The organism is Gammaproteobacteria bacterium (genome assembly GCA_029880545.1).
Lineage (GTDB): Bacteria > Pseudomonadota > Gammaproteobacteria > Acidiferrobacterales > SZUA-150 > JAOUOD01.
Genome location: JAOUOD010000003.1, coordinates 13561 through 39286, shown reverse-complemented (window position 1 = coordinate 39286; position 25726 = coordinate 13561). Strand labels below are relative to the sequence as shown.

Sequence of the window (25726 nt, the reverse complement as noted above, 5' to 3'; positions counted from 1 at the left end):
CAGCGTAAATAAAAAACGGGCTCTCGGGTCCGTTTTTTATTTGGCCAACTTCACGACCAGTCCGAAGAAGCTGTCCCGTTCAGCGCCGACAGGCACAACCGGGCATACCTGTCAGGGACAGTTTTGAGATAAAATCCGACGCTTCCCTGGATTACAGATGTGTATTCAAGCCATGACCCAACGAAAAGCCGCCGCCCTGATTTCCGGTGGACTGGATTCACTGCTCGCCGCCAAGTTAATGCTCGACCAGGGCATTCATGTGGAAGGCATCAACTTTTACACCGGCTTCTGCGTAGAAGGCCATACGCACGCCATACGCAACAAGGACAAGAACAAGGAAAAGCGCAACAACGCGCTATGGGTGGCTGAACAGCTGGGCATCAAACTACACATCGTTGACATCATCGAGGAATACAAGGATGTCGTCATAAACCCGAAACATGGTTACGGCGCCAACCTTAACCCTTGTCTCGACTGCAAGGGATTCATGGTCCGGAAAGCACTCGAGTGGATACAGCAGCACGATTTTGATTTTATTGTCACCGGTGAAGTGGTCGGACAACGACCCATGTCACAACGCAAGGACACAATGCCCGTGATCGCCCGCGAATCCGGTGCCAGGGATCTGTTACTCAGGCCATTATGCGCCAGGATACTTCCGGAAACCCTGCCCGAGCGCGAAGGCTGGGTAGACAGGAACAAGCTGCTCGATTTCTCCGGTCGCAATCGCAAGCCGCAAATGGCACTGGCCAACCAGCTCGGGTTCAATGATTACGCCCAACCGGCAGGTGGCTGCTGCTTCCTTACTGATGCCAACTACTCACGCAAGCTTGCCGACTTGTGGCAGGTTCGCGGTGAAAAACGATACGAAATTGATGACATAATGCTGCTCAAGGTCGGGCGCCACGTGAGGCCGAGACCACATTTCAAACTCATCATTGGGCGCGACGATGGTGAAAATAATTTCCTGCGCGGTTACCGCAACCGATTTGTTCACATGCATGCCAGCAGCCATCGCGGCCCACTGGTGCTGCTGGATGCAGAATCCGGTACTGTCAGCGAAAATGACCTGCTGCTGGCTGCGCGCCTGACCGCGCGGTTTGGCAAGGGCCGAACAGACGATGAGGTCACGGTTTCCATACATGACTTGTCCGATATGGTTACTGAATATAAGGTGGCACCACTACACCCGGATGAACTGCCCCAGGAATGGTACCTGTAAACGCATTGAGTAAATAATTATGGAAACACTGGATGCCCGAAATATGCTGTGCCCGATGCCGGTCATAAGGACCCAGGACAAGGTCAATGGCATGGCCTCCGGTGAAATGCTGGAAGTTGTCTGCACCGATCATGGCGCCCTGAACGACATACCTACCTGGTGCCGAATCAACGGCCACACGGTTGTTGAAACGGTCGATAACGATCATGAAGTGATTATCCGCCTGGAGGTCCACCATGGCGCATAGTCATCACCCCCATTCACATTCGGGCCACCATGTCAGCGGTCATGGCTTGCAGCAGGACGTCAACCAAGGAGCGCGTTACAAGGATACGCTAAAAGTCACGCTGATCGGCTCAGTCATCGACCTGCTGCTGGGTGTCGCCAAGATTGTTGTCGGTTTTATCAGTCATTCACAGGCTTTGATTGCCGACGGCGTACACTCGCTGTCTGACCTGGCAACGGATTTCATGGTGTTGTATGCCGCAAAACATGCCAGCGCCGAGGCTGATGACGAACATCCCTATGGTCACGGCCGCATCGAAACCATTGCCACTGTCGGACTGGGTATTGCGCTTATCGGCGTCTCCATCGGAATTGCCATTGATTCGACACGACGATTGTTTGAGCCGGACCTGCTGTTGCAACCGGGTATGTGGGCGCTGATTATTGCCGGTGCTTCAGTGGTGTCCAAGGAAGCCATTTATCATTACACCATGCACGCCGCGCGCAAATACAACTCCGACCTGTTACGCGCCAACGCCTGGCACAGTCGAAGTGATGCCATCTCGTCCATCGTCGTCATCATCGGTGTCGTCGGTACCATGGCCGGCCTCGAATATCTCGATGCCATTGCCGCGGTTATTGTTGCCGCCATGGTTGCCAAGATAGGCTGGGAGCTGGCCTGGACCAGCATCCACGAACTTATTGATACCGGCCTGGACCAGGACCGGGTTGAAGCCATTCACAAGGTCATCAAGAGCACTTCCGGCGTCCGCTCATTGCATATGTTGCGTACCCGACGCATGGGCGGTATCGCCTTGGTAGACGTACATATCCAGGTGGAACCCAGTCTCAGCGTCAGCGAAGGTCATCAGATCAGCGAAACCGTACGCCGCAGTGTCATTGCCGACATTCCGGAAGTGGCCGATGTCACTGTCCATGTAGATGCCGAGGATGATCTGAATAATGCAAAAACGGCGAAATTGCCACTGAGGCAGGAGATCATTCCTCGACTAGGCAAATATTTTACCGGCATCCCGGCCGCCGGCGATATTGAACGTATCACCCTGCACTATATGAATGGCAAGGTGAACGCGGAAATCGTACTGCCCATTAACTATGCCAGCGACGAAGACGAAGCCGACGCGCTGACGCAAGAGTTCCAGGACACCATCAAGGATGACCCGGAACTGGGCGAAATTGTGCTGTACTTTCACTAAATGCACCATAATGGTGCATTTAGTGACCAGAATGCTACATAATGGTGCGTTCTAAACAGGCGACGAAACAATTTTGTTCGTATATTCAATGAGTTATCGAAACGAATAACTTGGCACGCCGCGTGCATTACTAGAGCACAAGTTTGGTGCTTATGCACGACTTCAAACACCGAGGCCGACAAAGCCAACGTGCCAGTTTCACGATCCAGGCGGGTAATCCGCCTGGATCAAAAATTTAGCCGCCCCACAAGGGCATCAATATTCCGACGTAGGAGGAAATCATGTCAGTCGCTGATGTGCTCAAGACCATTAAAGACAACCAGGTCAAGTTTATCGACCTGCGTTTCACCGACACCAAGGGCAAGGAACAGCACGTATCGCTGCCGGTCCGTGAAGCCAACGAAGCCATGTTTGAAGAAGGCAAAATGTTCGACGGTTCATCCATTGCCGGCTGGAAAGGCATTAACGAATCCGACATGATCCTGATGCCGGATGCTGACAGCGCCGTGATGGACCCGTTCATGGAAGAGCCAACGCTGATCATTCGCTGCGACATCGTTGAGCCATCAACCATGCAGGGTTACGAGCGCGATCCTCGGTCCATCGGCAAGCGTGCCGAAGAATACCTGAAGAGCACCGGCATTGCCGATACCGCTTTCTTTGGTCCGGAACCGGAATTCTTTATCCTGGAAGACGTTCGCTGGGGTGCAGACATGAGTGGCGCCTTCTATAAGGTGGATTCCGAAGAAGCCCAGTGGTCTTCCGAGCGTGTTTACGAAGGCGGTAACATGGGTCACCGTCCCGGCGTCAAGGGTGGTTACTTCCCGGTTCCGCCGGTCGACTCGCTGCAGGACATCCGTTCCACCATGTGCCTGGCACTGGAAGAAATGGGCGTTGGCGTTGAAGTACACCATCACGAAGTGGCCACTGCCGGCCAGTGTGAAATCGGTACCGCGTTCAATACCCTGGTAAAACGCGCTGACCAGAACCAGATCCTGAAATACGTGGTTCAGAACGTTGCCCACAATTACGGCAAGACCGCGACCTTCATGCCCAAGCCGCTGGTAGGTGACAACGGTTCCGGTATGCACGTGCACATGTCGCTGTCCAAGGACGGCAAGAACCTGTTCATTGGCAACGAATACGGCGGCCTGTCAGAAACCGCGCTGTACTACATCGGTGGCGTAATCAAGCATGCCAAGGCACTGAATGCCTTCTGCAATGCTTCCACCAACTCCTACAAGCGCCTGGTACCGCACTTCGAAGCCCCGGTTATGCTGGCCTACTCTGCCCGCAACCGTTCTGCTTCCATTCGTATTCCGTACGTAACCAACCCAAAAGCGCGTCGCATCGAAGTACGCTTCCCGGATGCTTCCGGCAACCCGTACCTGACTTTCGCCGCGCTGATGATGGCCGGTCTCGACGGCATCCAGAACAAGATCCACCCGGGCGAAGCCATGGACAAGGACCTGTACGACCTGCCGCCAGAAGAAGAAGCCGCCATCCCGACTGTTTGCCATGCCCTGGACCAGGCGCTGGACGAACTGAACAAGGATCGCGCATTCCTGACCGCCGGTGGCGTGTTCACTGACGACATGATCGATGCCTACATCAAGCTGAAGATGGAAGAAGTCACCCGTCTGCGTATGACCACGCATCCGGTTGAATTCGACATGTACTACAGCATGTAAGACGGGGGCATCCCGTAGCAGTGCCGGCTCCGCTGTTGGCACTGCATTTGACCGAGCGGTGAAACGCCCCCACCGATTGGGGGCGTTTTTATTTGCCAAAATCCAATTTGCACTATTTTGGTGCAAAGCGAAAACAGATAGAATTCAAGATGTTAGAACCCTAATTGTGAGAGTGAGCACTAACATTACGAAGCATGCGGCCATGAGCACACATCTGTCACAGCAAACCCTGGACAGTCTTAGCACGGCTGTGCTGAGCCTGGATGCCGACCTCCGGTTGCGGGCGATAAACCCGGCCGGGGAAATGTTGCTGGACTCGAGCTCACGCCAGATTGTCGGTGAACACATCGAATCCTGGCTGCCCAATAACCCGGAGCTGATCCAGGCGCTGAACGATACACTCGCCAGCCAACATCCATTTACCACCCGCGAGACCATGTTGCGCCTGCCGAACGGCGAATCCATTACCGTCGACTACACCATTAACCCGATCAACGAGGGCCATGGTGTACATAATATTGTTCTCGAGTTGAACCAGACTGACCGAGTACTGCGACTGGCGCAGGAAGAGAAAATGCTCAGCCAGCACATGACCAACCGCGCCGTAATTCGTGGCGTCGCCCATGAAATCAAGAACCCGTTGGGTGGCATTCGCGGCGCTGCGCAACTGCTGGAGCGCGAATTGCCCAGCGAAGAACTGAAAGAGTACACACGCATCATCATTGAAGAAGCCGACCGGCTTCGTAACCTGATCGATCGCATGTTTGGCCCCAACCAGCCACTCAATCGCGAACCCTGCAATATTCACGAATTGCTGCAGCACGTACGCAAACTGGTGCGTGTTGAATCCGGCAGCAAGCTGATTATTCGCGGCGACTATGACCCGAGCCTGCCGGAATTATCACTGGATCGTGACCAGATGATCCAGGCTTTGCTGAATCTTTGCCGCAACGCCATTGAAGCCATGGCCGGAAACGGCCACCTGGTCCTGCGGTCCAGGATCGAACGCCAGTTCACCATTGGCGGCGAACGGCATCGCCTGGCCGTGCGCATTGATATCGAAGACAGCGGGCCAGGCATCCCCGAAGATATTCGCAACGATATTTTTTATCCGCTGGTAACCGGCCGACCCGATGGTACCGGGCTCGGCCTGTCCATAACCCAGGATATTGTTGCCCGCCACGGCGGCCTGGTGCAGGTCGAAAGTCGCCCTGGCAAAACCGTATTTTCAATCTTTTTGCCGCTGGAGAATCCGCATGGCCGCCAAGGATAGAGTCTGGGTCATCGACGATGATCGTTCCATTCGATGGGTGCTGCAGAAGGCGCTGGAACAGGCCGAACTGGCCGTGGAATGTTTTGAGTCCGCTGAAGGTATTGCCGAGTTGCTCGAGCGCAAGCGTCCCGATGTCATTGTTACCGACATTCGCATGCCGGGCCTGAGTGGGCTCGAATTATTGCAAACCATCCAGAAACAGGCGCCTGACATACCGGTCATCATCATGACGGCACACACCGATCTCGAGAGCGCGGTGGCATCATACCAGGGTGGCGCATTCGAATACCTGCCCAAACCATTTGATATGGACGATGCCGTGTCCCTCGTGCGACGCGCCATTGAACACCGGCGCAGCAATTTCAACAGCACCGCTGTCGAAACGCCTGAATACCAGACGGAGATTATCGGTGAAGCACCGGCCATGCAGGAAGTGTTCCGCGCTATCGGGCGACTGGCCAACTCCAATCTCAGCGTCTTGATCAATGGTGAATCCGGCACCGGCAAGGAACTGGTGGCAAGAGCACTGCACAATCACAGCCCGCGCGCCGACAAAACCTTCGTTGCCATTAACATTGCCGCGATTCCCGCGGAGCTGCTGGAATCGGAATTGTTCGGGCACGAGAAAGGCGCTTTTACCGGCGCACACTCACAACGCATCGGCCGTTTTGAGCAGGCGCGCGGGGGCACACTATTCCTGGATGAAATCGGTGACATGCCGGCTGAACTGCAAACCCGGCTGTTACGCGTATTGTCTGATGGTCGTTTTTACCGTGTCGGCGGACGCGAGCAAATACAGACTGACGTGCGCATTATTGCCGCCACCAACCAGAACCTGGAAAAGCGCGTCGTGGAAGGTCGCTTCCGCGAAGACCTGTTCCATCGTCTGAATGTTATTCGTATTCATCTGCCATCACTGAAAGAGAGGCGCGAGGATATTCCGGCGCTTACACGCTACTTTCTCGACAAGTCTGCCACGGAACTCAATGTCGAACCGAAAAAGATTGATGTGGACGCACAGAATTACCTGGCGCGACTCGCCTGGCCGGGCAATGTAAGGCAACTGGAAAACGCCTGTCGCTGGCTGACGGTCATGGCACCCGGGCAAACCATACGCACCGGAGACCTGCCACCGGAATTGCGCGAAGAACATTCCGGTGAAATAGAGGATGCCTGGCAGTTGCAGCTGAAGCAGTTCGTTGACCAGCAGCTTGCGCGCGGCGACTCGGATATCTTTCAGGCGCTTAACGAAGAATTCGAACGCGTACTGATCGAAGAGGCATTAAAGTACACAGGCGGACGCAAACAGGAAGCAGCCAAGCGCCTGGGCTGGGGACGCAATACACTGACGCGCAAACTGAAGGAACTGAATGTGCAGGAGCATTGACTCCTGCCCGGGTTATATATCGATATATTTCTTGACTGTCCGGCGATCCAGCCGGGTGATTCGGGCCACGGTCTCGTAGGAACCGTGTTGTCCGTAGAGCTTCCTGCAATAGCTGGATAAAAGCTCCTGCGCACTGGCGCTGCCCTGCTCGACAAGCTTCAGCATTCCATCAATATCGTTCGTTTTATGCAGACTAGCGGGGCCTGCCTCATACCGACGTTTCAGCAGCAAGCGCCGTATACATTGCTCGAGTTCACGCACATTTCCTGGCCACGGATAGTCACGCGGTATCTGGTCACGAATACATGAGATTACCCGGTCCGCGAGCTCCGGTGATGACGTGCCGACAATCCGGGCCAGTGTATGAACAACGAGATCATCAAGCTCTTCTTCGTCCTCGGCAATACGCTGCCTTAACGGCGGCACATGAATGACATCGGAGCAAAGCCGGTAATAAAAGTCATCACGAAAACGGTTTTCCTCCCGGAGCCTGTCGAGTGACTGGTTTGTCGCCGCGATAATTCGACCCTCGAACTGCTTCTGCTCATAACTTCCGACAGGCATGAACCTCCGATCCTCGAGCACGCGCAGCAGTTTCACCTGCACCGGTAACGATACCTCGCCGATCTCGTCCAGGAAAACGGCGCCGTAACGGGAGCACCTGGCCAACACGCCTTCATAATTACTGACTGCCCCGGTAAATGCGCCTTTCTCATGACCAAACAGTTCCGATTCAATAAGCGACTCGGAAAACTGGGACAGGTTAATGGACATAAATGACCGGTTAAAATTAAGCCTGAAACAGCCGCGGTTGCTATCAAATGGTATAAAGGCTGATCGGCCTATGGCTGCGGCACTGATACCCTTGCCGCAACCGGTTTCACCGAGCAACAGTGTTGAGTAATCCTCCATGCGTCCGACCAGGGTTCTCATGTACAAGCCGATGTCACTGGTAATTACGTTGTTCCAGAGCGCTTCTCGCAAGCCGCGCATGCACGGGCTTCTGCCAATAATAGATGTTCCGATAAAATAATACGCGCGCCGAATCTGGAAAAACGCCGCGAAGTATCTTTCCGCCGCTTCCTCTGCGAACCCGAAGCTGTGAAGCATGGCCAGTGCATCACGCGCAAAAGGGACCTTGACCGGGGTATCGCCGTTACCCAGCTGCTTTTCGATTAACGAGTCGAACTCCAGAAAAACCTGGTGATAGACGTGGAAAATCAGGACGCTTTCCAGCAAATCACGTGCTGTACCGCTGAACTGCCTGATATCGTGGTGCCCACTGGAGACGAGGCCCGACACGCCGTCAGCGATGGCGGAAATAATTCTTTGGTAACGAAGGGTATAATTTTCCCCGGCGGGAAAATCCACCAGCCTCTTGTCGACCAGGTCACGATCTGCGCTGAACGGGTTGGCATAAATAACCCCGACAGCATTATCAAGGAATGTGCGTTCGGCCGAAGTCAGTTTTTTCGTGCCCATAGCGCATCCAATGTACACCCGTATACATACCGTGTCTATTTCCAATTAGTTGTTTCCGGACACTAATAACGAGTTTTATATTTATTTACTGAAAGTCAATAGGTTAGCAAACCCTGTAAAACTGGCACATTTACTGCAAACGCATGGAGTGAAGGTGGCTCTCCCTGCCACCACTTCACATGGAGGATGAATCATGCCAGGCCCAGAATGCTATTGCTTTTCATTCAGACAGAGGTGTCTTGTCCCGGTGTTTGTACTTTTCTTTGTACTGCTGACAGCCTGCGGACCGGAAGCAGATAAATTTGTTGCTCACCGGGGAGCACTGCTCGAGCAGACGGAACTGGCAACCATACCGGTTGCTGCTGCCGACGCCATGATGTCTGCCTATACATCGTATGGCCTCGCCGGGCTCAATGCCGCCTATGATGTCACCGCCTACAAGATAGTCTACTCAACTCCTGATGCCGACGGGAATCTTGTTTCCGTTTCGGGCCTGATCACAGCGCCGGTAAAGGACCCGGGCGCAACCAGCCCGCTAATCAGCCTGCAGCACGGCACCCTGTTTCTGAACAAGGCTCCATCGTCCATGGCGGGAGGTGCCGAAACTGCTCCTGAAGTCAGTTACGCGGATATAGCTGTTATGTTTGCGTCCCAGGGTTACGTTGTCGCGGCCGCAAATTACATTGGTTATGGCGACACCAGCGGTGTGATGCACCCGTTTATTCATGCCAGGACCCTGGCATCTACAACTGTTGATATGTTGCACGCTACCGCTACCCTGGCGACGCGAAACCAGCTGAAACTTAACGGTCAGTTGTTCCTGGCTGGCTACTCGGAAGGCGGGTACGCGACACTGGCGGCGCAACGCTCACTGGAAAATGACTTCGCCGTGGAATTCCCGATCACCGCTTCCGCGCCCGCTGCGGGTCCTTTTGACATGAGCACAACAGCCATGGCTATCGTTGCATCAACAAGCTTGCCCGTGCCTGCCTATGTCGGATTTGTATTGAAAGCCTATGATACTGCCTACAACTTCAATCGCATTCCGGATTATTTCCAGGCCCCGTATGTCGACGCTATCAACAACAGTTTTGACGGGACCCTGAACAAGGAGGAAATCAACGCGCTATTGACCACCGTCACTGCTGACTTGTTCAATCCCGCTTTTCGCGCCGACTTTCTTGGCAGTGGTGAAGGCCCGCTCAAGAGCGCAATCGCGGAAAATGACATCTACAACTGGGCACCGGTTACCATGACCCGGTTCTTTCATGGTCCGGACGACGTATCAGTGCCTTATTTCAATACGCCGCTCGCGGTTGCATCCATGCAGGCCAATGGTGCTGCCGATGTAGACAGTGTTGACTGCTATCTCGGTGGACTTCCGACCACACACAGCAACTGTTTCTTCCCCTATTTCACTTATGCAAACAGCCTGTTCAGCACAATGGCTACCGATCTTTAACAGTTATCACGAAGACAATCCGTTAATCCGCATCATGATCATCATGATGCGGATGTTTTTTCACATTAACAATATTTTATACTTATACTTTTCCGGAAACAACGCCACCAGGCTGGTTCGAGATGCCCCTTTCTATCAAACAGGGATTCAGCCAGGCCGGTAATTCAGACTTTGAAGGCATGAGTGTACTACTGCAGGGTGAGTTCGGACTCTGAAGCGAATTCCCGGCTCATCCAGCAGCATTTAACAGGCTGAAAACTTCCTGCTCTTTCCTGGCTTGTGGCCGGGTTCTTGTTTATCGATTAAGCAGCCATCTTGCCAACGGCTTGATACTCAGCCCCTGCACAATTATGGAAAACACAACAACAATGTAGGTTATCGCGAGCACAACCTCGCGGTAAGGTCCTGCCGGTAATGACAATGCCAACGCTACTGATATACCCCCGCGAAGCCCGCCCCACGTAAGCAACCGTACCGAACCCGGCGTGAACTCCCGAAACCGCTTCATGATGGAGACCGGTACTGCCACGCTGACAAAACGTGCCAGCAAGGCCACGACAATGGCAATCAGCCCGAGGCCAAGATATTCACCGGTGATACTTATCACCATGACTTCTAGACCGATCAACAGGAACAGCAAGGCGTTCAACATCTCGTCAACCAGTTCCCAGAAAGTATCCAGATGCTCACGGGTTTTTTCCGACATGCCAAAGTATCGGCCCTGGTTTCCCATAAACAGTCCGGCGACAACAATGGCAATGGGGCCGGACAGGTGCCAGGCACTGGCCAGTGAATAACCGCCCATCACCAGTGCCAGGCTCATCATGATTTCGATCTGGTAGTTGTCGACGCGCCTGATGAGCTGGTATACGACAAAACCCAGCACCAGGCCAAATATCGCGCCACCCAACGCCTCCATGACAAACAATCCGGCAATGGACATGGCCGATATGTCCGCCTCGCCGGATGCCAGGCGCAGCAGGACAATAAATACGACCACGGCAACGCCGTCATTAAACAGTGACTCACCGGCAATCTTGATGCGCAAGCTGTCGGGTACGCCGGCGGTCTTCAGTATTGCCATAACCGCAATCGGGTCTGTCGGCGCGATCAGCGCACCAAACAGCAGGCCGTATAAATACGGAAACCCGGGATGCACCTGGCTGATGATCCACCACATGACAGTTCCGACAATAAATGTCGTGGCGATTACACCAATGGATGCGAGCGTACCCACTACCCATTTCTGCCGGGCCAGGTCATTGAGATTGATATGCAGGGCACCGGCAAACAAAAGAAAGCTCAACATGCCGTGCATCAGCGCCTGGTTGAAATCAACACTGGTCAATACCCGCTGCACCGGGATCATGATTTCCGGCCGAAACTGTCCGATCACGAGCACACCGGTGGACAGCACCAGTGCCACGATCATCAGGCCGATGACTTGCGGCAAACCGATAAAGCGGTAATTAACCCAGGATAAAAAAGCCGCGAGCGAAATCAGGATAGCGGTAGTATCAAGTATGGTCATTCATCTCTCCGTAATGGCGCCTTTCGATCCATAACCGGTTTCAGAAGTACGCCACAGCCGGAATTTCCAGCACAGCTGCCATCCTTCAGCTTGAAGGCAGCGTTAAGACCTGGCAGCCAGTGCAACACCGTCAAATCCGAGCGTACTCCATCCGGTTTGCATGAAATTTCGTATATTCTGATGATCATCACCATCAGGCGAGCCCAGCACATCCTTTCGATAATAATCGCCAAAACAGTGCAGGGTCTGTGTTTTATCGAGGCCTTGCAATTTTGCAAAGGCGAAAATCTTGCAGGAACCGTTGTTCTCGCCGGCATTATTCACCAGCATGCCATTTCTGAATGCGGTAGGAGTGAACTCGTAATTGGCATCAATCACTGCGATGCAGTCATCAAAGCTGACGTTTTCGGGATTACTGCGCAACATCTCAAGCAGGCTTTCAATCGTATACATAATCCACCTGTTCAAATCATTATTATTCATCAGGCATGCGCTATTTGCATCGACCATCTATCTCGGTAATGGTTCAGCGCCGTAGTTCAACTGGTTCGTGCTGCGGATCCGGCGACACCGGGACCACGTTGCTGCCACCAAGATTAATCCGGTTACCGAAAAGCATCAAGGCCGCTCCGGCGAGTAACCAGCCGTCAAACGACTCGTGGTAGAAAACCACGCCCACAAGGATGATCAAGGGCAGGCGGAAAAAGTCCAGCGTTACCACGGTAGTGATCTCGGCATGATGCATGGCGCGGGTCATGCAGTAATGTGCTGTCAATGCCGTAATACCAATCACCACGATCCACAGCCAGTGACCGGATTCGGGTTGCTTCCAGCCATGTATCGACAGTACCAGGCCAAGAGGCAGCTGCACCAGGCACATGTAAAACAGGATCGTCAGCGGGTGCTCGGAAGACGACAGCGCCTTGGTGGCACTGTGGGAGATGGCGAACAGGATGGCAGCGACTATAACAATGGCTGATGCCATGTTCATGACACCGGATCCCGGCCGGACGATTAACACCACACCCGCGAGGCACAGGCCAATGGCCAGAAGCTTGCGCCGGGTCACCTGCTCACCCAGGAACAATACCGCGATCAGCATGGTCCACAATGGTACCGTGAACTCCAGCGCAAACACCTCGGCGAGAGGCAGTACGCCCAGGCCAACGAACCAGCAGTACTGGGCAGCAAAATGAAACAGGTGGCGAAACCCGTGCAGACGCGGACGGGCACTGGCAAACAGTGCCCAACGCCGCCCGCTCACGATCACCAGGCCGATAATGACGACACCTATAACACTGCGAAACAGCAACATTTGCATGACGCTGATGCCACCACTGAGTTCACGCGCACCCACGGCAAGCAAACAGAAAGACAGTAATGCACCGGTCATCCACAGAACGGCGTGTACCGAATCAGCGGGGGAGTGATGCATTCGAAGAATTAACCCTGGACCAGCATACTGGGATGCACATCGGCCAGTGAACAACAGCCCAGCTCGCCCAGGGTCCGGTCAATCTCGCTCATCATGATGTGCAGCGCATGGGCAACACCGGCTTCACCGCCCGCAGTAAGACCGAACAGCGCGGCACGGCCGATCATGACCGCATCCGCGCCCAGGGCAACAGCCTTGACCACGTCGCCGCCACGATAAAAACCACTATCCACTATAATAGTCATGCGCTCGCCAACAGTGGCGGCAATTTCCGGCAAGACTTCGATGGGCGCCACGCAACTGTCCAGCTGACGACCACCGTGATTGGTCAGGATAATGCCGTCACAGCCGACATCAGCGGCCTTGCGCGCATCATCCACGCTCATTACCCCCTTGATCAGCAACTTGCGCGGCCAGGCATCACGTATCCAGGCAACATCATCCCAGGACAGGTTCGGTGCAAACAACCTGGGGAAAAACGCCACACCACCGCTGGCGCTTCTTGCTTCCGGCGGCATGAAGTCAACAATATTGTCGAACCAGGGAATGCCGTGTCGCAATACATCCCAGGCCCAGCGAGGATGAAACGGTACATTCATCATATTGCGCAAGGTCAGCTTGCCGGGTTCGCGGTAGTTGCGACGATCCCATTCACGATAACCAAAGACATTGGCATCGGTTGTAAACACCAGCGCCTCGTAACCGGCCTTGTCGGCACGCTCAACGATATTTCGGGCAACAGCACGGTCATTCATCACGTAGAGCTGCATCCACATGCGTGCATCACCGACCTCACGCGCGCTGACAGCGACATCTTCCAGCAACATGTTGGATACCGTGCTCAGGGTAAACGGAATACCGGCTGCCGTTGCCGCCCGGGCCAGCGCCGCATCACCGCGGTAACGCAACATGCCGTTCAATCCGGTCGGCGCAACAATCAACGGTGATTGTGATTGCCGGTCAAACAGGGAGATGCGCTGATGGCGATCGCTGGTATCAACCAGTGTATTGGGGATTAATCGAATGTTTTCCAGGGCGCCGCGGTTCCAGCGCAAGGCGCGCTCATCCTCGGCTCCGCCTTCGACGTACTCAAACGCAAAGTACGGTACCTGCCGACGCGCCACTTCGCGCAGCTCGTCGATGCTTAATGCCCGGCGGAAACACCGGCCCTTGTACAGGCTTCGACCAAAGAATTTCACAGCCATACCCGGTTTCTCCTCAGCGCTGATTTATTAATGACCCTGATGTTGTCAACAGCATCCACGGCTTTGTCAATGCACAAGACTATAGCACTACGGACAACACGCGGTTACGCCTGGTGATATACGGCCTTGAGCATATCAATAAACCGCCGCGCCTGCGGCGACAGGTATTTGCCCTTGCGGGTGACGATGCCGTAACTTCGCTCGGGGAAATAATCATTCAGCGGAATGCGCACCAGTTTTTCATCACCGGTCAGGCAAACGTCAGTGACAATAGACAGTCCCAGGCCCAGCTCGACATATTTCTTGATCACTTCCCAGCCACCGGCTTCCAGGGTTACCCGGTAGTTAAGGTTGTACTGGCTGAACACCAGCTGCACCACGCGCCAGGTACTTAAATGACGCGGTGGCAGGATCAGGCCGTATTCACTGATGTCTTCCAGTGTCACCTTCTTTTTCGTTGCCAACGGGTGATCGAGCGGCGTTATCAGCACCGGGTCATAGGTCACCACCGCTTCGTATTCAATGTCATCGGGAATCTCCAGCATGGAACCGACAGCAAAATCAGCGTCATTGTTGCGCAACATGGCCATGCCATCGCGACCGGTAACGTTGTGCATTTTCAGCTCGATCCCGGGATAGCGTTCGACGAACTGCCGCGTCGCTTCCGGCAACACGTACAGGATGGTCGATTCACCGGCAGCAATGTTCAGTTCGCCCGACTCCAGCTTGCCGAGATGGGCATCGAAGGTTTCGTGCAACCGGTCCATGCCGTCCACCAGCGGCTGGGCCAGGTTGTAAAGCACCTGGCCTTCGCCGGTCAGACTGATCCGCGGTCCGCGTCGCTCGAACAGGTGGGTATTGAACTCCCGCTCCAGGGCCTGGATTTGCAGGGTCACGGACGGCTGGCTCAGGAACAGGCGTTCGGCGGCTTCAGTGATATTGCCGGTACGCGCCGCCTGGCAAAACGCGCGCAACTGCTTCAGCAGGTTCTGCTTGTAATACAAGGTCTGGTGGCGGGTCATGATTGCTCCTTGTATTGATATTTTTAATATTAAACATTGAAATTATTATTGAGACAAATAGTTCGTGTCTGTTTAGTCTTAAAAAGTGTAAGGATATTCTTGACCAATTTCCTCTGGTTTAGGAGAACCGGGTTTGCCAGCACTAACGCACATTGCCACCGCAGGATTGTTTATGGCCGGGCTCGGCTCGACGCTGGCGGCAGTGCTGGCGCTGGCCAACCGCAAGCTCTATGTCTGGGAAGACCCCCGAATCGACGACGTTGAATCGATGTTGCCGGCCAGCAATTGCGGCGCCTGCGGCACTGCCGGTTGCCGGCAATTTGCCGAAGCCCTGATTCGCGGCGATCTTGACCCCGGCGCCTGCACCGTCGCCACCACCGATGAACAACAACACATTGCCAATTTCCTGGGCGTCGATGTCGGCGAACACGAACAGCGCGTCGCCCGGCTGGCCTGCGCCGGCGGCAGTCACGTCGCCCATATTCGCGCCCATTATGAAGGCCTGCCATCGTGCCGGGCGGCCAGCCTGGTATCCGGCGGTGGCAAGGGTTGTACCTGGGGTTGCCTGGGTCTCGGCGATTGCGAAGTGGTGTGCGACTTCGACGCCATCACTATGGATGCGCATCACCTGCCGGTAGTGATTGATGACCTGTGCACCGCCTGCGGCGACTGCGTTGATATCTGTCCACGCCAGCTGTTTTCCATTCACCCGGTCAGTCACCAGCTCTGGGTCGCCTGCAAGAACCAGGAAGCCGGTGCCGCGGCCGAGGCTGAATGCGAAGTGATCTGTGACGGTTGTGGTCGTTGCGCACTGGACGCACCGGAAGGACTGGTGCGCATGGAACACAACCTGGCCATTGTCGATTACGACAAGAATGCGCTGGCCACGCGCATCGCCATCGAACGATGCCCGACCGGCGCCATCGTCTGGCTCGATAAACAGTCCGGCGTACAAAAAGGTTTCAAGGCCAGAAAAATTATCCGGCAACAACCACTGCCGCCGGGTTAGCTCATTGGTAACAGCACCAGCAGGCAACACAGGAGACAAGCAGCCGTACCACCACAAGGGGCAGAACCATGAAAAAGCAGACGACAGCAATCAAGTACCCGGGTATCCGCCAGGCCATAGACGGCAACACCGCCGTCATCATGTGCGAACGTGAAGCCAGTGATGCCGCCGGCGCCTACCCGATTACCCCGTCAACACAAATGGGTGAATACTGGGCCGAGGAAGTCAGCAAGGGTCATATCAATGTATCTGGCAGGCCGCTGATATTTGTCGAACCGGAAAGTGAACATGCTGCGGCCGCTGTCACCGCCGGCATGTCCATGAGCGGATTACGCGCCACCAACTTCTCGTCGGCGCAAGGCGTGGCGTTCATGCATGAGTCGCTTTATGCCGCGGTCGGCAAACGCCTGCCCTATGTGCTCAATATCGGTTGTCGCGCCATTACCAAGGCCAGCCTGAACGTGCATTGCGGTCATGATGATTATCACTGTATCGACGACACCGGTTTCTTCCAGGTCATGGCCAAGAGCGCACAGGAAGCGGCGGACCTCAACCTGATCGGGCGCAAGATAGCCGAGCTGTCGCTGACACCGGCTGCCGTTGCCCAGGACGGCTTCCTGACCACGCACCTGATCGAATCCATGCAAGTACCGGAACGGGAGCTGATCAAGGAATTCCTCGGCCAGCCGGATGACATCATTGATACACCAACACCGTCGCAACGCATGATCTACGGTGACAAGCGCCGTCGCGTACCCGAAGTCTGGGACGTGGATAACCCGATGCTGTCAGGCAGCGTACAAAACCAGGATGCCTACATGCAGTCGGTGGCGGCGCAACGACCCTACTTCTTCGAACACATCAGCAGCATTACCGACGATGTCATGAAACAGTATGCCGGGCTTACCGGCAGGCAGTACCAACGTGTCGCCAGTTACAGGGCCGAGGATGCCGACTACCTGATACTCGGCCAGGGCAGCATGATTGTGCAGGCCGAGGCCATCGCCGATTACCTGCGCAAAACCCGCAAGCTCAAGGTCGGGGTCGTCAACATCACCATGTACCGACCATTCCCCGGCGACCTGCTCGGCCATGTACTGAAAGGCAAAAAAGCCGTCACCGTTCTTGAGCGTACCGATCAACCACTTGCTGAAGACCTGCCATTGATGCGCGAGGTACGGGCAGTCATCAGCAAGTGTCTTGAGAACCAGGTCGGCCGTGGTGAAGACAAGCCTTACCCGGCCTATGACACCTATGCCAGGCCTGCAGACAGGCCAAGGCTGTATTCCGGCGTTTATGGTCTGGGCAGCCGCGACCTGCAACCGGAAGCACTGATTGGTGCAGTTGAAAACATGCTGCCCGAGGGCAAGCGTCGGCGCTTTTTCTACCTGTCAGTGGATTTCATTCATGACCAGGCAATGACCCCAAAACAGGAGATTCATCAGCAGGCGTTGCTCGATGCCTACCCCCGTATTCGTGAACTGGCGGTGCATGGCAGCGAGAACCCCAACCTGATGCCGAAGAACTCCATCACCGTGCGCATTCATTCCGTCGGCGGCTGGGGCGCCATTACCACCGGCAAGAACCTGGCCATGACCCTGTTCGACCTGCTCGACTACGAAATCAAGGCTAACCCGAAATATGGTTCAGAGAAAAAAGGCCAGCCCACCACCTACTACCTGTCGGCCGCGCCGGAACCGATTCCGCTGAATTGCGAATACCACCATGTCGACGTGGTGCTGTCGCCTGACCCCAATGTCTTCGAACACTCCAACCCGCTGGCCGGTCTCGACAAGGGTGGCGCCTTTATTATTCAGAGCAGCCTCGACTCGGCCGAGGAAGTCTGGGCGCACATACCGCAACACGGTCAACAGTATATTGTTGATAACGACATTCACGTTTACTACGTAGACGGCTTCCGCATAGCCCGCGAGGAAGCCAGCAACGCTGAGCTGCAATTCCGCATGCAGGGCAATGCCTTCCAGGGCGCGTTTTTTGCCACGTCCAAGGCAATGAAACAGGCGGGGCTGGACGAAGAGTCGTTGCTCAAGGCTATCGAAGACCAGTTGCGCAGCAAGTTCGGCGACAAGGGCAAGCGTGTTGTCGAAGACAACCTGCGCGTGGTGCGTCGCGGCTTTGACGAAATCCATGAGATCACTGACAAGCCTCTCGGCCTGACCCGGGATCACATCAAGCGTCGTGCTGCCGGTTTGCCGGTCATGCTGAAACAGTTACCGGCGGGTGATGGCCATGCCTCCGATGTTCACCGGTTCTGGGAACAAACCGGTCACTTCTATGCCACCGGCAAAGGCAATGACAACCTGGTCGATCCGTTCATGGGTGTCAGCCTGATCCCGGCGGCCACCGGTGTCTACCGGGACATGACCAAGATCCGTTTTGAACATCCTGAATTCATCCCGGAAAAATGTACCGCCTGCGGCGACTGTTTTTCCACCTGCCCTGATGCCGCCATTCCCGGACTGGTCAATACCATGAGCGATGTGTTCAACACGGTGATTCGCCGTATTGAAAACAACGGCCGGCCGACGCGCCACCTGCGCCGGGCTACACGTACCGTTGAGAAAAAACTGCACGCCGCGATAGACGAGGCCGGTGAATCAGCCAATGTCGCGCACCTGCTGCAACAGGCCATTGAACAGACTGTCGAAGAGTCAGTCATGGAAGTGGACGGCAAGCAACAGCTTGAGACCGAGTTTGACTGGTTCCTTGAAAGTATGGGCAACTTCAGGTTTGCCATTACCAAGCCGTATTACACGGTTCGCGAGAAACGCAGCAAGGGCAGCGGCGGCCTGTTTTCCATCACCATCAATCCGTATACCTGCAAGGGTTGCATGGAGTGTGTCACCGTCTGCAAGGATGGCGCCCTCGAAGCAGTCACGCAAACAACAGAGTCCGTTGAATCACTGCGCCATGACTGGCAACTGTGGCTGGATCTGCCCAATACCTCGGCCGACTTTATTCGTATTGATGATATAGATGAAAAGGTTGGCGCGCTGGAAACGCTGCTGCTGGACAAGCGTAACTACCAGTCCATGGTCTGTGGTGACGGCGCCTGTCTTGGTTGCGGTGAAAAAACCGCGATTCACCTCTTCACCGGCACGGTGACAGCGTTGATGCAGCCGCGTGTGCAGAAACACGTCAAGCACCTGGACGATTTGATCGAGCAGCTTGGTCGGCATATCCGCATCAAGATTGCCGACACTATGGACCTTGGTGACACCCATGCCATCTACCAGGCGCTGGAACAACAGGGTGACAGTGACCTGACGCTGGCCAGGCTGTCAGCCACGCTCGACAGCGAGCACGACCTGTTGCCCATTGATCCCGACTGGTTGCGCTGGGCCACGCAACTTCTGGAAAAACTACGCTACCTCAAGTGGCAATATACCGACGGCAAGACCCACATGGGTCGTGCCAATCTTGGCTTCATCAATGCCACTGGCTGTACATCGGTATGGGGATCGACCTTCCCGTACAACCCCTACCCGTTCCCGTGGTCCAATCACCTGTTCCAGGATTCGCCATCCATTGCCATGGGCATCTTTGAAGGCCACATGACAAAGATGGCCGAAGGCTTCAAGGTTGTGCGCATGGCCGAACTGGAACTGCAAGGCAAGTACAACCCGCGCGAACATGACGAGTTCTTTGCCCGCTTTGACTGGCGCCAGTTTAACGACGAGGAATTCCACCTGTGTCCGCCGGTGGTATCGGTCGGCGGTGACGGCGCCATGTATGACATCGGTTTCCAGAACCTGTCACGCATGATGATGGCCGGGCGACCGATCAAGGCGCTGGTCCTGGATACCCAGGTGTACTCCAACACCGGTGGCCAGGCCTGCACCTCCGGCTTTATTGGCCAGGTTTCGGATATGGCGCCTTATGGCAAGGCCTGGCATGGCAAGACCGAAACCCGCAAGGAGATCAGCCTCATTGCCATGGCGCATCGAACGACCTATGTTTTGCAAAGTTCCATGTCGCATATGACGCACCTGCTTGAAGGATTTATCGAGGGGCTGAACAGTCGTCGTCCGGCGCTGTTCAATCTCTACTCCGTGTGCCAGCCGGAACACGGAGTTGCCGATGATGCCACCGACATGCAAAGCCGGCTGGCCGTGGAATCGCGCGCCTACCCGCTGTTCAAGTTTGATCCGGACCTGGCCACCAACTTCCGCGACTGTATCGACATTGACGGCAACCCGGCCATGGATGATGACTGGCCAACAGTAAAAATTGAGTACGTCGACAACGACGGCAACGCCCAGTCCATGGACGTTCCGCTGACGTTTGCTGACTTTGCCGCCACCGAGGGCCGGTTCCGCAAACACTTCAAGAAGGCAACGGCCGAAACCTGGGGTGATGAAATGGTGCCGCTGCATGAGTTCCTGGACCTGGACGCCGACGAGCGCGAAGGTCGCTATCCCTATATATGGGCTGTTGATGAAAAGAATCACCTGGTACGCATGTTAATGACCGAGGAACTGGCGCGATCCGCTGAAGAGCGTCGGCAGTTCTGGCGCCAGCTCAAATCACTGGCCGGGCTGGACCAGGTGGTCGATGTCGACAAGGTGGCACGCGATGCCCGGGCCGATATGGCGCAGAAACTTACAGCCAGCCTTATGGCTATGGCCGCATCCGGTACCAACCTTGCCAATGCCGATCGGCTGTCCACCGTGGCGCCGGCGACTGCTGCAGCAGCGCCGGCTGCCGGGTCGTCAGACTTTGAACCGGTGTGGATTGATACACCCGAATGTACATCCTGTGATGAATGCATCGAAATCAACCCGAAGATCTTTGCCTACGATGAAACTGGTCTTGCCTATGTCGTTGATCCCACGGCCGGGCCCTACAAGGACATTGTCCGGGCTGCAGAAAAATGCACTGCCGGCGCAATTCATCCGGGCACACCGTTCAAGCAGGATGAAAAAGGACTGGACAAGCTCATGCAACGGGCAGCCAAGTATCAATAGGGCGAACAGCATGGGCCTGATAACAAACTGGTTGCACAAGTCTTTCAGTCACGGCATTCACCCGCCACAATGGAAGGATCAGACGCGTGCGCACGCAATCCGCCGGTTGCCATTTGCGCCGCAACTGATCCTGCCGCTGTCACAACACATTGGCAAACCGGCCATACCCCTGGTCAGCAAGGGGCAGGAAGTAATACGCGGCGAACCCATTGCCCGCGCCGATGGCTGGCTGTCGTCGCCCCTGCATGCCCCGGCAACAGGCGTCATCAGCGACATCACGCTGATGCCAACCGCGAAGGGCCCGAAGGCCGAGGCCATTATTCTCAGGCCCTATGCCGGTTCATCACAGGAAGTGTTGTATGAAACGCCGCGCGACGTAACCGGCATGTCGGCAAAAGATGTCGTCCAGGCCATACAGCAATGCGGCATGGTTGGCCTGGGTGGCGCGGCATTTCCCACCCACGTGAAGTTTCTGCCACCGGAAGACGCGTGCATTGATACGCTGGTCGTCAACGGCTGTGAATGTGAGCCGTTCCTGACAACTGATCATCGCATCATGCTCGAATATACTGACGCCCTGCTAAGCGGTATTCGCATCACACTTGCGGCAACAGGCGCCAGCCAGGCGGTTATTGGTATCGAGGACAACAAGCTCGATGCCGTGGCCGCCATTCGTTCACGCTTGCTTGCAAACGATAACATTCGCGTCGAAGTGGTACAGACCAAGTACCCGCAAGGTGCTGAAAAAATTCTTATCAAAACCCTGCTCAATCGTGAAGTGCCGTCGGGAGGCCAGTCGTACATGATTGGTGTCGTCACCAGCAATGTCGGCACCCTGGCCGAACTTGGCATGCTGTTGCCGCAAGGCCATGGCCTGGTTGAGCGCGTGGTTACCGTAACCGGGCCGGGCATCAACAAGCCGGGGAATTACGTTGTTCCACTGGGTACACCGATGGCGTTCCTGCTCGACTACGCAGGCTTTGATGGCAGCGCCAGGGAAGTGATTCTTGGCGGCCCGATGATGGGTGGCGCCGTGGCATCACTGGATGTTCCGGTAACCAAGGGTGTATCAGGTATACTGGTACTGAACGAGACAGGCATCGCCAGCGAAACCCGGCGCGTGTATGCTTGCATCAAGTGCGCCCGCTGTGTCGACGCCTGCCCGATGAACCTGAACCCGTCAATGCTCGGACAGCTGGCAACCAAACGTGAGTACGAAACAATGGAGCAACGCTATCATCTCAACGACTGTTTTGAATGCGGCTGCTGCAGCTATGTCTGCCCGTCCAATATTCCCTTGACCCAGTACTTCCGCATCGCCAAGGCAATTAATCTTGAAACCCGGCTGCGGGAACAGGCCGCCTGAATATGCCGGGTAAACCGCCAATCATCGAACTCCGCACCTCGCCTCACGCACACGCCGACTCTTCCGTCGAACAAATCATGCGCAATGTTGTCTATGCGCTGTTGCCGGTATGTGGTTACGGCATTTATCTCTTTGGTATCAGCGCGCTGGCGCTGATCCTGGTCGTCACCGCCAGTTGCCTGTTGACTGAAGCGATGTTTAACCGTGCTCGCAATGGTGACAACAGCTTGCGCGACTGGAGTGCTGTCATCACCGGGTTGTTGCTGGCATTGACCCTGCCGCCGTCACTGCCGTTATGGATGGGTGCAGTCAGCGGCTTTGTTGCCATCGCCCTGGGCAAGCTGTTGTTTGGCGGGCTGGGTTTTAATGTATTCAATCCCGCGCTTATCGGCCGCGCCTTTATCCAGGCCGCGTTTCCCGTGGCCATTACCACCTGGACACCGGCGCTGGCGCCACAGCGCTTCGTTGAGCTCATTCCATCAACACTGGCCTGGCCGTTCACCCGTGCGCTGCCGGTTGATCAATGGAGCAAAATGGCGGTGGACAGCTTCAGTGGAGCAACACCGCTGGGCCTGGCCAAGTTTGAATCCGTTCATACCGACACACTGAGCCTGTTTGCTGGCGCGACTGCAGGCTCTATCGGTGAAACCTCGGCAGCATTAATCATACTGTGTGGCCTGTACCTGGCGCTGCGACGCATGCTCGACTGGCGCATCCCGGTAGCAGTCATGTTGGGCACAACAATACTGGCCGCAGCCTTGCACGGTTATGATGCCGGCCGTTATCCATCGCCCTGGTTCATGCTGTTTTCCGGCGGCCTGATGCTGGGCGCCTGGTTCATGGCAACCGACATGGTCGGTTCACCGGTGACACCGCTGGGCGTCTGGATCTACGGCCTGCTGATCGGCATGCTAACCGTAGTCATACGCCTGTTCGGTGGACTGCCTGAAGGCGTGATGTACGCCATCCTGCTGGCCAACGCCGCCGCGCCACTTATCGACCAGTTGACGCAACCACGCGTGTACGGAGATTCGCGACGCAAGCGTGGTGAGGCGAAACCGTGAATACTGCTAAGGCCACTGCAGACAGGGTTTCACCGACAAGACTGGTACTGGTACTGGGCAGTATCGCCATGCTTTCCGGCTTGCTGGTTGTGACAACCGTGGAATTGACCGCCGAACGTATCGCTGAAAACAAACGTCACGCCATAGAAAAAGCGGTGTTCCAGGTCATCCCGGGCGCACAATCGCGACGCGACTTCAGCGTTATAGACAAAACTGTCAGCATTGCTGCGGAAAACAACAATGCGGCTGCCACCATTTATGCCGGTTACGACGAAAGCGGTCAGCTGAAGGGCATTGCCGCCGAAGCCGTGGCCGTCGGCTACCAGGACAAGATTCACGTGCTTTACGGTTATTCACCCGACTGCCAGTGCATCACCGGTATCCGGGTACTGAAAATGGCGGAAACGCCGGGGCTGGGTGACAAGATCAATACGGACCCGGCGTTCCTGGAAAACTTTCGCGCACTGGATGCGCAGCTCAATGATTCGGCTGATGCATTGCGCAACGCCATTGTCACAGTCAAACATGGCCGCAAGCGCAACGCCTGGCAAATCGACGCCATCTCCGGCGCCACCATTTCCTCAAACGCAGTTGGCCACATGCTTAATAACAGTGCGCAAACATTGTTACCGGTGCTGATGCCGCAACTGGACAAGCTCAGGGAACCTGCGAATGAACCATAAAGCCGGCAGTGATATTAATCCTGACAACCGCGTAACGCTCGACACCTTCGTGCAGGGCATCTGGCGCGACAACCCGGTGTTTGTCATGTTGCTGGGCATGTGCCCGGTGCTGGCAGTGACCAACTCTGTGATCAATGCCATAGCCATGGGGTTGTCCACGAGCTTTGTGCTGCTGGCGTCAAGCACGCTGGTGTCGCTGATGCGCAACCTGATACCCAGGCAAGTACGTATTGCCAGCTACATTATTATCATCGCCACCTTTGTCACTATGGTGGATTACGCGATACAGGCGATCAGTCTTGACTTGTACAACGCGCTCGGCGCCTTCATCCAGCTGATCGTGGTCAACTGCATGATTCTCGGTCGCGCTGAAGCCTATGCCTCAAGGCAACCGCTGGCCAAATCTGTCGTCAATGCTGCCGGCATGGGCATCGGATTTACGCTGGCGCTGCTGTGTATCGGCGGCGTGCGTGAACTGCTTGGTAACGGCAGCCTGCTGGGCTACCCGGTGCTGGGCGCAAACTTTGAGCCCTGGATCATCATGCTGCTGCCGCCGGGCGGGTTTTTTGTGCTGGGTGGCTGGCTGCTGCTGTTTGCCTGGTGGCGCGAGCGCCGGCAACCGGATTCGACACGTGCGGAGGTGGTGCATGAGCACTGATACCCTGTCGTTTATTTTCTTCAACGCCATGCTGGCCAATAACTTTGTGCTCAGCCTGTTTCTCGGCTTATGCCCGTTCCTGGGTGTATCCGGCAAACTAAACACCGCCATGCCCATGGGGCTGGCGACCACGCTGGTCATGCTGGTCAGCTCCGTCTGCGCCTACGTTATTAACCTGATGCTGGTAGCGTTCGATATCGAGTTTCTGCGCCTGATTTGTTATATCGCCGTGATCGCCTCGGCCGTGCAACTCGTGGAAATGTCGATGAAAAAAATGTCCCCGGCATTGTTCCGGGCTTTGGGCATCTTCCTGCCGCTAATTACCACCAATTGCGCTATTCTTGGCCTGGCGCTGTTTCAGACCAACCGTGAATACAACTTCACGCAATCACTGGTATACAGCATTGGTGCCGGGCTGGGTTTCACGCTGGCGATCCTGCTGATGGCTGGTTTGCGCGAACGCCTGGACCTGTCGTCACTGCCGAAGATTACACAGGGCGCCGCGTTAAGCCTGATGCTGGCGGGCATGTTGTCGCTGAGTTTCATGGGATTTGCCGGTCTGGGGAGCTGAACATGATCAAACTACTGGCCAGCATGGCGATTATATTTGCAGCCTCGATTGCCTGGTTGCTGGTGCAAACCGCGGCCCGGCGATTTGCTGACAGGCACCCGGAGCTGGGCCCGGCCCGCGAGGAAGGCGGCGGCTGCGGCAGCCATTGTGGCTGTCAGGGCGACAGTTGCAAACGAAAGGCGCACTAGAGGTTGGTTTAGCGAATTCATTTGCTATGTTTTATCCAGATCAAGGT

Annotated in this window: 21 protein-coding genes; 15 read left to right on the top strand and 6 right to left on the bottom strand. The window is 55.5% G+C overall.

The features are described from left to right. Window positions 1-172: 172 nt before the first annotated feature. From OEZ10_04220 to ntrC, 6 genes are all read left to right on the top strand, one after another. Window positions 173-1222 (top strand): tRNA (5-methylaminomethyl-2-thiouridylate)-methyltransferase, encoded by a 1050-nt coding sequence (locus tag OEZ10_04220; GenBank protein ID MDH5632181.1) that lies wholly within the window; start codon window positions 173-175, stop codon window positions 1220-1222. A gap of 13 nt (window positions 1223-1235) precedes the next feature. Continuing rightward, window positions 1236-1469, top strand: a complete 234-nt coding sequence (locus OEZ10_04215; GenBank protein MDH5632180.1) for a sulfurtransferase TusA family protein — start codon at window positions 1236-1238, stop codon at window positions 1467-1469. Continuing rightward, the gene (locus tag OEZ10_04210; protein MDH5632179.1) at window positions 1459-2664 is read left to right on the top strand and encodes a cation diffusion facilitator family transporter; all 1206 of its coding nucleotides are present in this window, start codon (window positions 1459-1461) and stop codon (window positions 2662-2664) included. The genes OEZ10_04215 and OEZ10_04210 overlap by 11 nt, the downstream gene beginning before the upstream one ends. 281 nt (window positions 2665-2945) lie before the next feature. After that, window positions 2946-4355: a glutamate--ammonia ligase gene (glnA, locus tag OEZ10_04205; protein MDH5632178.1), complete on the top strand. Its 1410-nt coding sequence runs from the start codon at window positions 2946-2948 to the stop codon at window positions 4353-4355. A 202-nt stretch (window positions 4356-4557) separates the two neighbouring features. Beyond that, window positions 4558-5628 carry a nitrogen regulation protein NR(II) gene (gene glnL / locus OEZ10_04200; GenBank protein MDH5632177.1) on the top strand — a complete coding sequence of 357 codons (1071 nt, stop codon included), beginning with the start codon at window positions 4558-4560 and terminating at the stop codon, window positions 5626-5628. Beyond that, window positions 5612-7015 (top strand): nitrogen regulation protein NR(I), encoded by a 1404-nt coding sequence (gene ntrC, locus OEZ10_04195; protein MDH5632176.1) that lies wholly within the window; start codon window positions 5612-5614, stop codon window positions 7013-7015. The genes glnL and ntrC overlap by 17 nt, the downstream gene beginning before the upstream one ends. Window positions 7016-7027: 12 nt before the next feature. On the opposite strand, the gene OEZ10_04190 is transcribed toward ntrC, so the two are convergent. Next, window positions 7028-8497 carry a sigma 54-interacting transcriptional regulator gene (locus OEZ10_04190; GenBank protein MDH5632175.1) on the bottom strand — a complete coding sequence of 490 codons (1470 nt, stop codon included), beginning with the start codon at window positions 8495-8497 and terminating at the stop codon, window positions 7028-7030. Window positions 8498-8744: 247 nt separating this feature from the next. Here OEZ10_04190 and OEZ10_04185 point away from each other — a divergent pair, with 247 nt between their 5' ends. Continuing rightward, window positions 8745-9959: a prolyl oligopeptidase family serine peptidase gene (locus OEZ10_04185; protein ID MDH5632174.1), complete on the top strand. Its 1215-nt coding sequence runs from the start codon at window positions 8745-8747 to the stop codon at window positions 9957-9959. A gap of 295 nt (window positions 9960-10254) precedes the next feature. On the opposite strand, the gene OEZ10_04180 is transcribed toward OEZ10_04185, so the two are convergent. From OEZ10_04180 to OEZ10_04160, 5 genes are all read right to left on the bottom strand, one after another. Further along, window positions 10255-11490 carry a sodium:proton antiporter gene (locus tag OEZ10_04180; GenBank protein MDH5632173.1) on the bottom strand — a complete coding sequence of 412 codons (1236 nt, stop codon included), beginning with the start codon at window positions 11488-11490 and terminating at the stop codon, window positions 10255-10257. A gap of 102 nt (window positions 11491-11592) precedes the next feature. Next, on the bottom strand, window positions 11593-11943 hold the full coding sequence (locus OEZ10_04175) for a HopJ type III effector protein (protein ID MDH5632172.1): 351 nt from the start codon (window positions 11941-11943) through the stop codon (window positions 11593-11595). A gap of 73 nt (window positions 11944-12016) precedes the next feature. Next, window positions 12017-12925: a DMT family transporter gene (locus tag OEZ10_04170; GenBank protein ID MDH5632171.1), complete on the bottom strand. Its 909-nt coding sequence runs from the start codon at window positions 12923-12925 to the stop codon at window positions 12017-12019. 8 nt (window positions 12926-12933) lie between these two features. After that, a complete protein-coding gene (locus tag OEZ10_04165; GenBank protein ID MDH5632170.1) occupies window positions 12934-14130 on the bottom strand; it encodes an alpha-hydroxy-acid oxidizing protein in 1197 nt (398 codons plus the stop codon). Between the two features lie 104 nt (window positions 14131-14234). Further along, window positions 14235-15152: a LysR family transcriptional regulator gene (locus OEZ10_04160; protein ID MDH5632169.1), complete on the bottom strand. Its 918-nt coding sequence runs from the start codon at window positions 15150-15152 to the stop codon at window positions 14235-14237. A gap of 172 nt (window positions 15153-15324) precedes the next feature. Here OEZ10_04160 and OEZ10_04155 point away from each other — a divergent pair, with 172 nt between their 5' ends. From OEZ10_04155 to OEZ10_04120, 8 genes are all read left to right on the top strand, one after another. After that, window positions 15325-16161, top strand: coding sequence for a 4Fe-4S binding protein (locus OEZ10_04155; GenBank protein ID MDH5632168.1), 837 nt, complete (start codon window positions 15325-15327; stop codon window positions 16159-16161). Window positions 16162-16229: 68 nt separating this feature from the next. Next, the gene (locus OEZ10_04150; protein ID MDH5632167.1) at window positions 16230-21149 is read left to right on the top strand and encodes a 2-oxoacid:acceptor oxidoreductase family protein; all 4920 of its coding nucleotides are present in this window, start codon (window positions 16230-16232) and stop codon (window positions 21147-21149) included. Between the two features lie 10 nt (window positions 21150-21159). Then, window positions 21160-22515 (top strand): electron transport complex subunit RsxC, encoded by a 1356-nt coding sequence (rsxC, locus tag OEZ10_04145; protein ID MDH5632166.1) that lies wholly within the window; start codon window positions 21160-21162, stop codon window positions 22513-22515. A 2-nt stretch (window positions 22516-22517) separates the two neighbouring features. Beyond that, entirely contained in the window at window positions 22518-23579 is a 1062-nt protein-coding gene (locus OEZ10_04140; protein ID MDH5632165.1) for an RnfABCDGE type electron transport complex subunit D, read from the top strand. Further along, window positions 23576-24262 carry an RnfABCDGE type electron transport complex subunit G gene (locus OEZ10_04135; protein ID MDH5632164.1) on the top strand — a complete coding sequence of 229 codons (687 nt, stop codon included), beginning with the start codon at window positions 23576-23578 and terminating at the stop codon, window positions 24260-24262. Before OEZ10_04140 ends, OEZ10_04135 begins: the two co-directional genes overlap by 4 nt. Beyond that, window positions 24252-24920 carry an electron transport complex subunit E gene (locus OEZ10_04130; protein ID MDH5632163.1) on the top strand — a complete coding sequence of 223 codons (669 nt, stop codon included), beginning with the start codon at window positions 24252-24254 and terminating at the stop codon, window positions 24918-24920. Before OEZ10_04135 ends, OEZ10_04130 begins: the two co-directional genes overlap by 11 nt. After that, on the top strand, window positions 24910-25491 hold the full coding sequence (locus OEZ10_04125; GenBank protein ID MDH5632162.1) for an RnfABCDGE type electron transport complex subunit A: 582 nt from the start codon (window positions 24910-24912) through the stop codon (window positions 25489-25491). The genes OEZ10_04130 and OEZ10_04125 overlap by 11 nt, the downstream gene beginning before the upstream one ends. 2 nt (window positions 25492-25493) lie before the next feature. Next, entirely contained in the window at window positions 25494-25679 is a 186-nt protein-coding gene (locus OEZ10_04120; protein MDH5632161.1) for a hypothetical protein, read from the top strand. Window positions 25680-25726: the final 47 nt, after the last annotated feature.